9 protein-coding genes are annotated in these 14,202 nt (G+C 47.0%); 5 read left to right on the top strand and 4 right to left on the bottom strand.

Annotated features, from left to right (window positions below):
- Positions 1 to 144: 144 nt before the first annotated feature.
- Both K4H25_RS03960 and K4H25_RS03965 read left to right on the top strand, forming a co-directional pair.
- Positions 145 to 2,319: a type I secretion system permease/ATPase gene (locus K4H25_RS03960; protein ID WP_221022104.1), complete on the top strand. Its 2,175-nt coding sequence runs from the start codon at positions 145 to 147 to the stop codon at positions 2,317 to 2,319.
- Positions 2,306 to 3,640: an HlyD family type I secretion periplasmic adaptor subunit gene (locus K4H25_RS03965; RefSeq protein ID WP_221022105.1), complete on the top strand. Its 1,335-nt coding sequence runs from the start codon at positions 2,306 to 2,308 to the stop codon at positions 3,638 to 3,640. Before K4H25_RS03960 ends, K4H25_RS03965 begins: the two co-directional genes overlap by 14 nt.
- Positions 3,641 to 3,916: 276 nt before the next feature.
- On the opposite strand, the gene K4H25_RS03970 is transcribed toward K4H25_RS03965, so the two are convergent.
- Positions 3,917 to 8,404 carry a retention module-containing protein gene (locus K4H25_RS03970; RefSeq protein ID WP_221022106.1) on the bottom strand — a complete coding sequence of 1,496 codons (4,488 nt, stop codon included), beginning with the start codon at positions 8,402 to 8,404 and terminating at the stop codon, positions 3,917 to 3,919.
- A 284-nt stretch (positions 8,405 to 8,688) separates the two neighbouring features.
- Here K4H25_RS03970 and K4H25_RS03975 point away from each other — a divergent pair, with 284 nt between their 5' ends.
- The 3 genes from K4H25_RS03975 to K4H25_RS03985 all read left to right on the top strand — a co-directional run bounded on the left by K4H25_RS03975 (position 8,689) and on the right by K4H25_RS03985 (position 12,050).
- The gene (locus K4H25_RS03975; protein ID WP_221022107.1) at positions 8,689 to 9,318 is read left to right on the top strand and encodes a helix-turn-helix transcriptional regulator; all 630 of its coding nucleotides are present in this window, start codon (positions 8,689 to 8,691) and stop codon (positions 9,316 to 9,318) included.
- A 168-nt stretch (positions 9,319 to 9,486) separates the two neighbouring features.
- A complete protein-coding gene (locus tag K4H25_RS03980) occupies positions 9,487 to 10,062 on the top strand; it encodes a transglutaminase-like cysteine peptidase (RefSeq protein WP_221022108.1) in 576 nt (191 codons plus the stop codon).
- Positions 10,063 to 10,091: 29 nt separating this feature from the next.
- Positions 10,092 to 12,050 carry an EAL domain-containing protein gene (locus tag K4H25_RS03985; RefSeq protein ID WP_221022109.1) on the top strand — a complete coding sequence of 653 codons (1,959 nt, stop codon included), beginning with the start codon at positions 10,092 to 10,094 and terminating at the stop codon, positions 12,048 to 12,050.
- Between the two features lie 136 nt (positions 12,051 to 12,186).
- Here K4H25_RS03985 and K4H25_RS03990 read toward each other — a convergent pair whose 3' ends face one another.
- Genes K4H25_RS03990 through K4H25_RS04000 form a run of 3 tightly spaced genes read right to left on the bottom strand, consistent with a single transcriptional unit; the run spans position 12,187 to position 14,185 of the window.
- Positions 12,187 to 12,690 carry a TPM domain-containing protein gene (locus tag K4H25_RS03990; protein ID WP_221022110.1) on the bottom strand — a complete coding sequence of 168 codons (504 nt, stop codon included), beginning with the start codon at positions 12,688 to 12,690 and terminating at the stop codon, positions 12,187 to 12,189.
- Positions 12,690 to 13,592, bottom strand: coding sequence for a TPM domain-containing protein (locus K4H25_RS03995; protein ID WP_221022111.1), 903 nt, complete (start codon positions 13,590 to 13,592; stop codon positions 12,690 to 12,692). Before K4H25_RS03995 ends, K4H25_RS03990 begins: the two co-directional genes overlap by 1 nt.
- Positions 13,592 to 14,185: a LemA family protein gene (locus K4H25_RS04000; protein ID WP_221022112.1), complete on the bottom strand. Its 594-nt coding sequence runs from the start codon at positions 14,183 to 14,185 to the stop codon at positions 13,592 to 13,594. Before K4H25_RS04000 ends, K4H25_RS03995 begins: the two co-directional genes overlap by 1 nt.
- Positions 14,186 to 14,202 lie beyond the last annotated feature (17 nt).

Raw genomic sequence — 14,202 nt, forward strand, 5'->3', positions numbered from 1 at the left:
TCGTTGGTCTAGAAGATCGAGAGCGTCGTTGTCTTTGCTGTAAGACGCTCAAGATTTTTGCTCTATCATCTTGGTGCTAACGCCAATCGAAGCACAGTTTAGACACTTTATTTTCTGAATGGCTCTATCTAATGGACGTGTGCCGTGGATACTACTTCTGCAGAATTTACCACTCATGAGTCAGCGATTCCGCATACCGCTTTTATTTCTAACGACCCGCTCACCACCTGCTTAATTCAACTAACTCGTTTTTATCACCGACCATTTTCAGCGCAAACGCTAACCAGTGGATTGCCATTGCAAGGCAATCGCTTAAGTGCCGTTTTATTTGCTCGTGCGGCCGCACGTGCGGGTTTGAACGCGCGTTTACAACGTAGAGCACTCAGTGATATTCCTGAGCTAGCTTTGCCGGTTGTGATTTTATTGAAAGATGGCGGCGCATGTGTTGCCATTGAACGCGAGGACACGCGCTGGAAAATTTTAGAAGCCGAGTCCTCTGGTGGCGAGCAATGGCTTGAGACAGAGCAGCTTGAAGCCTTGTATTGCGGTTTTGTTATTTTTGTAAAACCGAGTTTTCAATTTGATACTCGTACTCAAAAAAAACACATCCCACGTGCAGAGCATTGGTTTTGGAGTAGTTTGCGACTTTGTTACCCGCTGTATAGCCATGTCTTGTTGGCCGCGGGCTTGATCAATTTATTCGCTTTAATTTTGCCGCTGTTTACGATGAATGTGTATGACCGCGTAGTTCCTAATCAGATTTATGACACCTTATGGGTGCTGGCGATTGGCGTTATTTTATTATTGGTTTTTGATTTTATTATTAAAGTTTTACGCGCTTATTATATTGATTTAGCCGGTAAACGAATTGATGTCATGTTATCGGCGCAAATTTTTGAGCATGTTTTGAGTTTAAAAACCACGTCACGTCCTAATTCATTAGGTACGATGGTGAGTCATTTTCAAGAGTTTGAAGGTTTTCGAGATTTTATTACTTCAGCAACCATTACGGTGATAGTGGATATTCCATTTGTAATTTTATTCTTATTGGTTATTTTTTGGCTTGGTGGCTGGCTGGTATTGATTCCTATTGTATGTATTCCAATGATTGTTGGCTTGAGTTTGTTATTGCAGCGTCCATTGGGCGAGATTATTCAACAAAGTTTTCGCGTTGCAGCACAAAAACAAGCCAGTTTAATTGAAACATTAGCTGGAATTGAAAGTATTAAATCATGTAATGCCGAAAGTATTGCGCAAACCCGCTGGGAAAAAATAATTGGTGAGTTTGGTCATTTGGCGGTTCGTTCTCGCGGGTTCTCATCGTTGATAATGATTCAAGCGAGCTTTATTCAACAAATCGCAACGGTGGCAATGGTGATTGCGGGAGTCTATTTAATTGGAGCTCATGAATTAACCGTCGGTGGTTTGATTGCATGTAATTTATTATTAGGACGTGCTTTAAGTCCATTTGCGCAAGTGGCGAGTTTAATTAGTCGTTATCATCAGGCGCGTGCGGGCTTAAATGGCATGGAGCAGGTGATGCAATTAGATATCGAGCGCCCGAAGGGGCAAGATTTTGTGCATCGGCCTGATTTTCGTGGTGATATTGAATTTAGAAATGTGAGTTTCTCTTATCCCGGTGAGGATGTATTGGCGCTGGATAATATTTCATTTCATATCTCAGCTGGAGAGCGAGTTGGCATTATTGGCCGAATCGGTTCGGGCAAAAGCACGATAGAAAAAATGATTCTTGGCTTTCATGAGCCAACGCGTGGTGCGGTTTGGGTTGATGGTGTAGATGTACGCCAAATTGATCCTGCACAGCTCAGGCATAATATTGCTTACGTTCCGGAAAATGTGTTTTTGTTCCATGGCTCGGTAAGAGATAATATTGTGCTAGCAGCGCCGTATATTGATGATGCAATGATGCTCGATGCGGCCAATATTGCAGGGGTGACTGAATTTGTGAGTCGGCATCCTAAAGGCTTTGATATGCCGGTTGGAGAGCGAGGCATTGGGCTCTCTGGCGGGCAACGACAAACCATTGGCATTGCCCGTGCCTTATTAATGAACCCAGCTATTTATGTTTTTGATGAAGTCTCGAGTGCCTTAGATAATCGTAGTGAAGAGCAATTTAAGCAGCGTTTTGCGCATCGATTAGACAAAAATCATACTTTGTTATTGATTACGCATCGGATGTCGATGCTCAGCTTGGTTGATCGATTAATGGTGCTCGATGGTGGGCGTTTAATTGCCGATGGGCCTAAGGCTGATGTGCTCGCCATGTTGGCCGGAGGTAAACTTCATGCCGAAAAATAAGCCGATCCAACGCGATGACCTGCATTTTTTGGATGATGGCGCAGCCGCTATTTATGGTGAGTCGACTCGACACGCTAATATTTTGCTTTATGTCTGTTCGGCATTGCTGTTGTTGCTGATTATTTGGGCCATTTTTGCCGAAATCGATCAAGTCACCGTGGCTGAAGGCAAGGTGATCCCGTCAAGTCAGATCCAGATAATTCAAAATTTAGAAGGTGGAATAGTTGCGTCGATTCCAGTTAAAGTCGGCGAAATTGTTCGCAAAGGGCAGGTTTTAATGAAGTTGGATGAGAAGCGTTTTTCATCTTCATTAGAAGAAAGCACCGTAAAGCACGATGCACTCGAAGCCAAAATGGCGCGATTGACCGCAGAGGCCAATGGCACGGCATTTGAGCCGCCAGCCGATTTATTAAAAAACAATCCGCAAGTCATCGCTGCAGAACAGCAACTTTTTGCGGCACGACGGCGCGAACTTGAATCATCGGTGTCGATTTTGCAAAGTGAGGCCGCTCAGCGTGCGCATGAAGTTGAAGCCATGCGCGCAAAAGTCGCTAAGTTAGAAGCCGGCTTGAAATTAGCCAATGCTGAATATGAAATGAGTAAGCCGTTGGCGGAAAAAAATGTAATTTCTCAAATCGATTTTATGCACTTGCAACGGCAAATTAGCGATTTAAAAGGCGAAATCAATGAAGCCAAATTATCCATTCCTCGTTTGCAAAGTAGCTTGACTGAAACCAATGGCAAAATTGCAGGGGTGCGCGCCAAAGCCATTGCCGACGCAGGCAATGAATTGTCTTTGGTTAAAGCTGAGTTTGGGAGTACTGCAGCCACAACGGTTGCACTGAATGATCGCTTTGAGCGAACGACGATTCGTGCGCCATTAGATGGCATCGTTAAATTAATTAAAGTCAATACTGTCGGCGGCGTATTGCAGCCGGGTATGGATGTGATGGAGATTGTGCCATTAGAAGATAATCTTTTGGTTGAGGCCAAAATTCGTCCCTCAGATATTGGCTTTTTGCGCCCAGGGCAAGATGCCACCGTGAAACTCACCGCATATGACTTTGCGATTTATGGTGGTTTGGATGCTGATGTAGAAACCATTACTGCTGATTCGGTGGTTGATGAGGCTAAAAAAGAGAGTTTTTATTTAATTCGAGTACGCACTCGCAGCAATCATCTTGGCCAAGGTCAGCATGCTTTAGCGATCATTCCCGGCATGCTGTCTACTGTTCATATCCGCACCGGTAAAAAAACGGTGATGCAATATTTAATGAAGCCGATTGTGAAAGCACGAGACGAAGCTTTACGTGAGCGATAGGTGGGTATTGCTATCGCGACTTTGTATGTTATTTGTTACATGAAAATACCCAGCATAGCTGAAATACAGTTCACTTAACGACAAGCCCTGAAAACCTGACGCAGAGGCGCAGAGGCGCGGAGGAAATTCAGGGTTTTTAGATTGATTTTCTCTATACCTTTGCGTCAAAAGCGACACCAGCAATGAAATAGAGGAAAAAAATGCCGCTCACTTAGCTTAAGTGAACGGCATTACAGCATAGCTGGGTATTTTCATTGCGGGATGTTAGGTTCGTGTTTAATGGTGGGTTTGAATTTCACCGTTATTGAGTAAGGTATTGAGTAAAGTACTTGGATCGACCGCAACCCCCGTCAGCGTAGCAACTTGTACTGCAGGGTTGCCAACGCCACTGCCATCAGCATCAAACCAGACTTTAGTATTACCCAGTCCATCAGATTCAAATTGCAAGAAAGCACCTGCTGCGACGGCATTGCCAGCGACAAAAACGCCTGCTGCAGCACTGGCACCACTGAGTAAGTCGGTAATGTCGAGGATGTCGCCACTACTGCTGGTGTTGTTGTTATCTGGCACTGCCACTTTAAAGTCTTGGATCGTATCTGAGTTCGCGGCCAAATTGCTGAGGACAAAGAGATCAGAGCCATTCCCGCCATTCAAAATATCATGTCCTACGCCACCGTTGAGGATGTCATTACCGCTACCGCCAGTGAGCGTGTCGTTACCTGTGCCGCCGTTTAAGTTGTCATTGCCTGCTTGTCCGAAAATTTCATCATTACCGCCATTGCCATAGAGTATGTTTTCATTTCCGGATGTGCCATAAATTTGATCCGCGAGTTCGCTGCCATTAACGGCAATCGCAGGATTGCCGGGGTCAAATACTTGGTACTCAAATGAAACGTAGCGTGCCTGTTCATTCCCTCCTTGAGTATCGTCGTATTGAATCGTCCAAGAGTCACCAATCGAAGAAGGGTGACCTTGTAAATAACTCGCAAGAGATTGACTTGGATTGCTAGTGTTAACGACCGCATCAAAATCGATGGTGGTTTTCATTAAACCACTGCCGCCAGGTGGCGCACCATCATAAGTCCAAGTGTTGGGATTGCCATCGGCAGTGCTGATGGCTTGGAATTTGATGCCATCAACAAAAATATAAATATTAACCTGTGCTTCTAAAGCATTGCCATTTTGATCGGCAGAATTAATTTCGAATCCGCCATCGACAGCTGGATTTGCAATTTTATTGTTCCAGCTTTGGAAATTAGTCTTAAGAATAAGCTGTCCAGCACCAGGGTCTGCATTAATTGAATTGACAAAGCCGGCTGATAGCACGCTGCTGGCTTCAGCATTGTGTCCCGAAGTTAAAGGTGCATTTCCAGAGGAAATCGCGCCCTGTGGACCAGGGATGGCGGTTTGAAAAACCTCATGGATAAATACGGATTGAGTCCACTGATGCGCGCCAGCATCATCTGAGACATTGAGTGTGAAAGCTAAATTTTGAATATCGTTGATCGGGGTTGTTGGTTTGTAGAACAAATTGTCGAGCAAATTGATCCCACCCGCTGCGTCATAGAGTGTCATGCCAGAGGTGACTGCAACATAAGTCGTACCATTAAAGTAATAAACGCCAGCAGGAACATTGGCAGCAGTAATGGTTAAGTTGTCATTTGTATCGATATCAGTCGGGGTGTCGACAAGCAAAGCGTAGTAATGATTAGTCGCAGTTGGAGCTTGAGCTGGATCGCTAGACATCCAATTATTCGTGTCGTTAATGATTGGCGCGTCATTGACCGGCGTTACGCCGATATTCACCGTCGCCGTCGCTGTGCCGCCGAAACCATCACTCACGGTATAAGTAAAACTGGCTGGGCCGTTGTAATTGGGGTTGGGCGTGAATACCACATTGCCATTAACGAGCTCGACGCTGCCGTTACTGGCGTTTTGTACGCTAATAATACTTAGTGTGTCGCCATCAATATCGGTGTCATTGGCGAGTAGTAACGCTGGATTAATAGTCAGTGGCTTATCTTCTGGCGTCGTTAAAACGTCATTCGCGGCGCCGGTACTGTTGTCGTTATTGGCCAAAGGATCATCGTTTTCTGGCATCACATTAATCATGACTGTGGCAGTCGAAGTGCCACCATGACCATCGCTAATGGTGTAAGAGAAGCTGGCGACACCATTAAAGTCTGCGTCAGGTGTGAATATCACTTGGCCATTGATGATACTGACTACGCCATGACTGGCATTTTGTACGCTGTCCAGACTCAGTGTGTCGCCGTCAAGGTCATGATCATTGGCTAATAAAATGGCCGGATTAATCGACAGCGCTTCATCTTCATGGGTGCTGAGTGGATCGCCTTCAAGTCCGGTGTAGCGGTCATTTTCTGCCTTTGGCGGATCATTCACTGGCGTAACACCAATATTCACCGTCGCGGTGGCGGTGCCACCAAAGCCATCGCTCACGGTATAGGTAAAACTAGCTGGACCATGATAATCGGCTGTTGGTGTAAAGACGATTTTGCCATCCACAATCGCCACCGTGCCATGCACGGCGTTTTGCACGCTAATAATCGTCAGCGCATCGCCATCGGGGTCGCTGTCATTGGCGAGTAGTAGCGCAGGATTAATAGTCAGTGGCTTATCTTCAGGCGTTGTTAAAGCGTCATTCGCTGCGCCGGTACTGTTGTCGTCCTTGGCCAAAGGATCATCGTTTTCTGGCATCACATTAATCATGACTGTGGCAGTCGAAGTGCCACCATGACCATCGCTAATGGTGTAAGAGAAGCTAGCGACACCATTAAAGTCTGCGTCAGGTGTAAATATCACTTGGCCATTGATGATACTGACTACGCCATGACTGGCATTTTGTACGCTCACCAGACTCAGTGTATCGCCGTCAAGATCATGATCGTTGGCTAATAAAATGGCCGGATTAATCGACAGCGCTTCATCTTCATGGGTGCTCAGTGGATCACCCTCAAGCCCAGTGTAGCGATCATTTTCTGCTATCGGTGGATCATTCACGGGCGTCACGCCGATATTGACTGTTGCCGTCGCAGTGCCACCACGGCCATCGCTCACGGTATAGGTAAAACTGGCTGGACCATGATAATCGGCTGTTGGTGTAAAGACGATTTTGCCATCCACAATCGCCACCGTGCCATGCACAGCATTTTGCACGCTGATAATGGTCAGCGTATCGCCATCGGGGTCGCTGTCATTGGCGAGCAAGACAGCAGGGTTGATGGTGAGGGGTTGATCTTCTGGTGTGGTTAACGCGTCATCGGCGGCACCGGTACTATTGTCGTTATTGGCTTTTGGTGCGTCATTGACGGGTGTAATGCCGATATTCACCGTAGCCGTAGCAGTGCCACCGCGGCCATCGCTCACGGTATAGGTAAAACTGGCTGGACCATGATAATCCGCTGCAGGCGTAAAAACGATCTTGCCATCTACAATCGCCACCGTGCCATGCACAGCGTTTTGCACGCTGATAATGGTCAGCGTATCACCATCGGGGTCGCGGTCATTGGCGAGCAGTAGCGCAGGGTTAATGGTGAGTGGCTTATCCTCTGGCGTTGTTAAGGCGTCATCAGCGGCGCCGGTACTGTTGTCGTTATTGGCTTTGGGCGGGTCATTGACTGGGGTAACGCCGATATTGACTGTTGCCGTAGCAGTGCCACCGCGGCCATCGCTCACGGTATAGGTAAAACTGGCTGGACCATGATAATCCGCTGCAGGCGTAAAAACGATTTTGCCATCTACAATCGCCACCGTGCCATGCACAGCGTTTTGCACGCTGATAATGGTCAGCGTATCGCCATCGGGGTCGCTGTCATTGGCGAGCAGTAGCGCAGGGTTAATGGTAAGTGGTTGATCTTCTGGTGTGGTTAAGGCGTCATCAGCCGCACCGGTACTATTGTCGTTATTGGCCTTTGGTGGGTCATTGACGGGTGTCACGCCGATATTGACTGTTGCCGTCGCAGTGCCACCACGGCCATCGCTCACGGTATAGGTAAAACTGGCTGGACCATGATAATCGGCTGTTGGTGTAAAGACGATTTTGCCATCCACAATCGCCACAGTGCCATGCACAGCGTTTTGCACGCTGATAATGGTCAGCGTATCGCCATCGGGGTCGCGGTCATTGGCGAGCAGTAGCGCAGGGTTAATGGTGAGTGGCTTATCCTCTGGCGTGGTTAAAGCGTCATCAGCCGCATTTGAACTATTAAGGCTTTGGCTTGTATCGTCTCGCGCCTGTGGAGCTCGATTGCCAATAATGGGGTCAACATAAATATTTTTTCCGTCAAGCAGAATACCTTCGGTAGGAAATCCAGTTGGAATTAGCACCCGAGAGTGTGGTCCGTCTATCACCACAAAGCTATGCCCTGCATTTTCACCGCCAGCAGCACCGGCCGCAGTGGCTGCAGCCACTTGAGTCGGGTCGGCGCCTTGCTCGATTAAGGCTTGAATTTTGGCCGCATCACTGGCTGCACTGATTGCGGGCTGATACAAACTAGCGAGTAATTCGCTGGTAATGCTTAATGAATCTGAATGCCCAAGACTAATCGGATTCGCCCCTTCAAATTGGAGTGCAACTGCGCCAGTGGCGCCAGTTTGAATGGTGTCACCGGCATTCACCTTATCGCCGACTTGAAGTGTATGGGTTTGCCCAGCGGCGGTTAGCACTTTGACTTCGCCGATCACCTGCGTCACGGTGCCTTTGCTGGCAATGGTGTGAGTCGAGATATTTGCTTGCTTGGCCATGATGAGATTCTCGCTATAGGTAATGCGGTCTAATTGCTGTCATTGGTATTTCACAGGGCTTAGACCTAAACTATTGAAGAGGCTTAAAGTCGATCAATGCTAGGCAGTGCTCAAGTTCGATGACAAAAAGCGACCGCCGCTTTGATGCTACTTAACAATGCAATCGAACTTTTGCGTCACGACTTATGCATGATCTTGATTCTATGGCCTTGTTGTTGCGATCGAATCGTCCTCAGGTACTAGGGTTAAACCCGTACCCTTGCCAATACTCAGCGGGATGAATCATGTCTGAGACAGATTGTGTCATTTCTAATCATGCTGAATTTCAAGCGCTTTGGGCGCAGGTTTTGGCTGGAAAAGGGCATTTAATGCCGTGTGCTGATATGCCGCCGTTGGCGGATTTATTACTTAAGCCGCCACGGTCTTGTATTTTGGATATGCGAATTTTTTCGAGCATGCCAGAACCGCTGTTTTTGATGAATCTGGCTAAAGCGACATGCTTGCTGTTGGGTTTTCGCGAGCTATCTGTCGATGCGGAGCTCGCTTGGCTGGCCATCGGTGTGAAGGCTTGCTGCACGCCTGATTTGCCGTTGGCGCGCTTACAGGTGATTGTGGATGTCACCTCGCGCGATGGGATTTGGGTTTCGACTGGCGCATTGCCATTTTTATTAAAAGGTTTGCAGCATTACACCGCTTCGCATTCTGTGCACGATACGAATAAAAATTTAAAGCAACTCACCCCTCAAGAACGAAAAATTGCCAATTTAGTGGCGCAAGGCCAGTCAAATAAACTCATCGCTCGTGAGTTGAATATTTCAGATCGCACAGTGAAAACGCATTTAAGTACGATTTTTTCCAAATTAAATATTTCTGACCGAGTTCATTTGGCTTTGTTTATGAATCGTCAGTTTTAATTGGCGATCAGTTGGCATGAATTTAATAGGTGTTTTGTGTGGCAATTCAATAAATTATTTCGATATTTCACTTGGCGGCAATGGTTAGTTGTTGCGGCTTTGCTATTGCCGCAAATCATTTTGTTGTCAGATAGTCAAGGAGATGATCCGTTTCGATTAAGTCCGCAGATGTTAGATAAAGTCGATAAAAAATATGGCGCAGCAAGTAGACAAAGACTAGAAGCTTGGCAGGTCTTATTGGCGAGTGATAAAACAATCGGTGAATTAAAAAAATTAAAACTAGTGAATGATTTTTTTAATCAACAAATTATGTTTGTGAGTGATGCTCAAAACTGGGGCGTAGAGGACTACTGGGCAACGCCGATTGAAATGTTAGCTAAAGGGCGAGGAGATTGTGAGGACTTTGCGATTGCTAAGTATTTTGCTTTGTTAGCCTTAGGCGTAGCAGAAAACAAATTAAGAATTACCTACGTACAAGCCAGTGGTTTTGGGCCTAATAATTTAGCGCATATGGTTTTAAGCTATTATCCGGCCCCTGCCGAAATGCCATTGATTTTAGATAATTTAATCCCTGAAGTTCGTCAAGCCACTTTACGTCCGGATTTAATACCAATTTATAGTTTTAATGGTCAAGGTCTTTGGTTAGCTAAAGACCGCAGTAATGGTAATGCCAGCGCGAGGAAAAATAATATTGGTTTTTGGTCGCAATTAGTGTCACGTCGTGGTCATGAATTTGATGATTGAAATGACTTTGCAGTTTTAAGGAGAGCGTGATGACACTGTTAAAACAGTTGATTCTAATGATTGTATTATTATTTAGCGTGTTATTTTGTGGCAGTATTTATTTAAACATACAAAGTTCACGCTCTTTTTTGACTGAGCAATTAAGCACTATTTCTCAGGACACGGCAACCTCATTGGGCATGCAGTTATCGCCGTTGATTTTAGACCCACAGCAGCGGGTTATCGTACAAAGTATGCTCGATGCGGTATTTGATAGTGGCTATTACCGAAAAATCCAAATTGTTGATGTGAATGGGATTGTCATTTTAGAAAGAATTGCGCCTTTGCATGTTAATCAGGTGCCCGATTGGTTTGTGCGATTATTTCCAATCGAAACGCCAAGCGGTGAAGCACTGATGAATCATGGTTGGCAGCAAGCGGGATCAATTCGGATTGCAGCCAATCCGGGGATTGCGTATGCCTCATTGTGGGGAAGTAGTGTGAATGCTTTTTATTGGTTTTTGGCGGCATTTATTCTGACTTTATGCGTTGCGATTAGCCTGTTGCACGTCGTTTTACGTCCATTACGTGCAGTTGAAATGCAAGCCATGGCCATTTGTAATCGGGAATATCCAGCGCCAAGCCCATTGCCGTGGACTTTAGATTTACGCCGAGTGGTGCAAGCGATGAATCAAATGACGCAAAAGCTCAAAGAAATGTTTGTAGAGCAAATGGCTAGCATTGATCGACTGCGGCAAGACGCCTATCTTGATCGGCTAACGGGTTTACCTAATCGGCGTTATTTTGATTTGCATTTTCAGCAGATTTTAGCGGCTGATGAAGCCTTAGCTTATCGTGCTTTATTGTTTTTAGAGGTGAGCCACTTAAATGCACTCAATGAGCAGCAAGGCTTTCAGACGGTTGATGCATTATTGATCGCGATCGCTGACCTGTTAAAAACCAATTTAGCCAATAGCGCTGAAGACTCATTTATTGCGCGAATGAGTGGCAATACATTTGCTTGTTTGATTGCCGATGCAGAATCAGAGCAAGTTGCGCAGATTGCGAGCGATTTGATGCAGCAACTGAGTACCCTTAACGAACAGGGCCTGACGCCGTATGCACAAATTGGTCATATAGGCGTGGTGATGTATCACTCGCAAACGGGGAGTGAATGGCTGTCTGAAGTCGATTTGGCCCTACGTACCGCCCAAGCTGCGGGCACCAATACTTTTTATCTGGATGAAGGTCAGGATAAAAATACTTTGGCAACGCGCAATGCCACGCAATGGCGTGATTTATTGCAAACGACTTTAACCCAGCAAAATATCGAGCTTGATACGCAGCGCGTTAAAGCGCTCGATGGTCAGAGTTTGCACCATGAGGTGTTTGCGCGAATTCGGGATGCCGATGGTGAGTTGATCCCTGCTGCCTTATTTATACCGATGGCCAAGCGCCATGGCTTATTACCGCAGTTTGATCGTTTAGTGATTGATCGCTGTTTAACGCAAATGGCTGCAGCACCGCCACAAACTCGGTTGGCGATTAATTTATTTGGTATTTCTATTGCTGATGCTGAGTTTATGGCTTGGCTTGGCGATCGATTAATTGCCACGCCGCATCTGGCGCAGCGGCTGAGTTTTGAATTGGCTGAGCATGAAGCGATCCACCAATTGAGCGATGTGGCTGGCTTTATCGACAAAATGACGCCGCTTCAGGTGCAAGTTGGCTTAGATAATGTAGGGCGCGGTTTGAGTTCATTGGCGTATTTAAGCCGGCTAAAAGTCAATTATCTCAAAGTGGATGGCGCGTTTAGTCAGCAAATTGATCACAATCGAGATCACCAATTTTATATGGATGCGATGATTAAAATTGCCCATGGTTTGGATTTTATGGTGATCGCCAAATCCGTCGAAACCGCCGCCGAGCAGGCAACGTTAGCGGCGATGCGAATCGATGGCGTTCAAGGGTTTATTGTCGAAGAAATCATGCGGTGGGATGTTGCTTGATAGGGTATTGACTTCTGAATTATATTTAATAAGAGTCTTGTCGATATACCGTATGAAATATATCGATGGCCATGAGCGCTGTTGCGCTCATGGCGTTGGACGGCCTCAGCCAATTAAGTTGGCTGAGGGTAGGGGTTTAAATCACAATCACTGGCTCATTAGTTAGTTCGTTAGGATTCTCGCCATCCATTGGCAAAGGAAAATGCTGCGCCAATAAGTCGCCCAATTGCGTCAGCGTTTGGCTTAAACCGGGCAGCACCTGATTTGCGGCCAGATCGCGCTCTAATTGCTGGCAAATGGCTTGCCACTGCGCTGGCGGTACTTTGTTGGCAATGCCACGATCGGCCACTAATTCTAGTTGCCGCTCAGCTAGTAACAGATACAGCACGATGCCGGTATTGCCCTCGGTATCCCAAACGCGTAGATCAGAAAACCAGCTTAGCGCTCGCTCACGGGCGGTGGTGTTTTGCCAAATTAAAGCTATCGGTAAGCGCGCCTCGATGATTAATCGAATCTCTCCCCGATGCCCTTGCTCAGCGGTGCTAATGACTTGGCTCAGCGTCGCTTGGCTTGCTGGATTAAAATAGCGCACAGCCTGATTGGGCTTTAAGTGCAGCCAGAGGCGTTTAAATTTTTGCATTACCATCCTCCCGAGGCGCCACCGCCTCCAAATCCACCACCACCGCCGCTGAAACCGCCACCGCCTCCGCCGCCAAATCCGCCGCCACCATAACCACCGCGATGATTAAAACCGCCGCCGCGTCCGCTTTGATGGCTTAAAACGAGGCCGATAAGTTCGATAAATAAACGACTAGTAACAATGCTCAGCGTCAATGCCATGCCGATGCCAAGTAGCAAAGCCAGCGTGATCGGTGTGCCGGTGCTGATGGCGGCAAAACCACTCACTGCGGCCACGCCGCCGCGTCCCAGCCAGCGACCGCCGATTTGGCTCAAAATAAAGCCAGCAAATAAAATCCCCGCCAATGTGAGCGGCTCTAAGCCAAGGATTTTAAATGGCGCAGCAGCAGCCGGCGCAGTCGCCGCAGGCGGTAGTGCTTCACCATCAATCACGGCGCTGATTTTGGCCACGCCAGCGTCGATACCGCCGACAAAATCACCTTGCCGGAACGCGGGTAAAATAAACTCACGAATAATCCGGCTGCTCACCACATCGGGCAAAGCGCCTTCAAGACCACGACCGACTTCGATACGCACTTTTTTATCGTCTTTGGCGACCAATAGCAGCACACCATCATCCACGCCTTTGCGGCCCAATTGCCATTGATCGACCACTTTAATCGCAAATTGCTCAATGCTTTCATCGCCAGTGCTTGGTACGATCAGCACCGCCAATTGGCTACCTTTGCGCTGCTCTAAGCTGGCTAACTGCTGATCTAGCGTGGCAGTTTGCTGGGCATTGAGCGTCTGCGTTAAATCGGTAACACGAGCATTAAGCTGGGGTATTGCTATGCTGGCGGCAAATAAAAAAGGGCATAGCAATATACCTAACATATAGATTAATAATTGGCAGCGGCGCTGCATTATTTTTTCTCGCCACTAAAATCCACCGTTGGCGCGCTTGAAATCGCTTTTTCGTTTTCAACGCTAAAGTTGGGTTTCACTTCAATGCCAAAAATCTTGGCGGTGAGATTGTTCGGAAAGGTGCGCGCGGTGGTATTAAACGCTTTCACATCTTGGATATAGCGATTACGTGCGACGGTAATGCGATTTTCGGTGCCTTCGAGTTGGGCCGATAAATCGCGGAAGTTTTCATTGGCTTTGAGGTCGGGATATTTTTCCGAGATCGCCATCAAGCGCGACAATGCCGATCCCATGCCGGCTTGTGCTTCTTGAAAACGCTTGAGTGCGGCAGGGTCATTGGCGAGTTCGGGGGTGACTTGAATGCTGCCCACTTTGGCGCGCGCTTCGGTCACACCGAGTAATACTTTTTCTTCATGCGCGGCATAGCCTTTCACCACATTGACTAAATTAGGGACTAAATCGGCACGGCGCTGATATTGATTGAGCACTTCGGACCAAGCCGCTGCCACTGTTTCATCTTGGGCTTGCAATGCGTTATAGCCGCAACCAGTGAGTGACAAAGCCAAAATCCCACTAATGAATAATCGTTTCATGCCGTGCTCCTAAAAGA

This window comes from Deefgea piscis (assembly GCF_019665785.1).
Classification (GTDB): Bacteria; Pseudomonadota; Gammaproteobacteria; order Burkholderiales; family Chitinibacteraceae; genus Deefgea.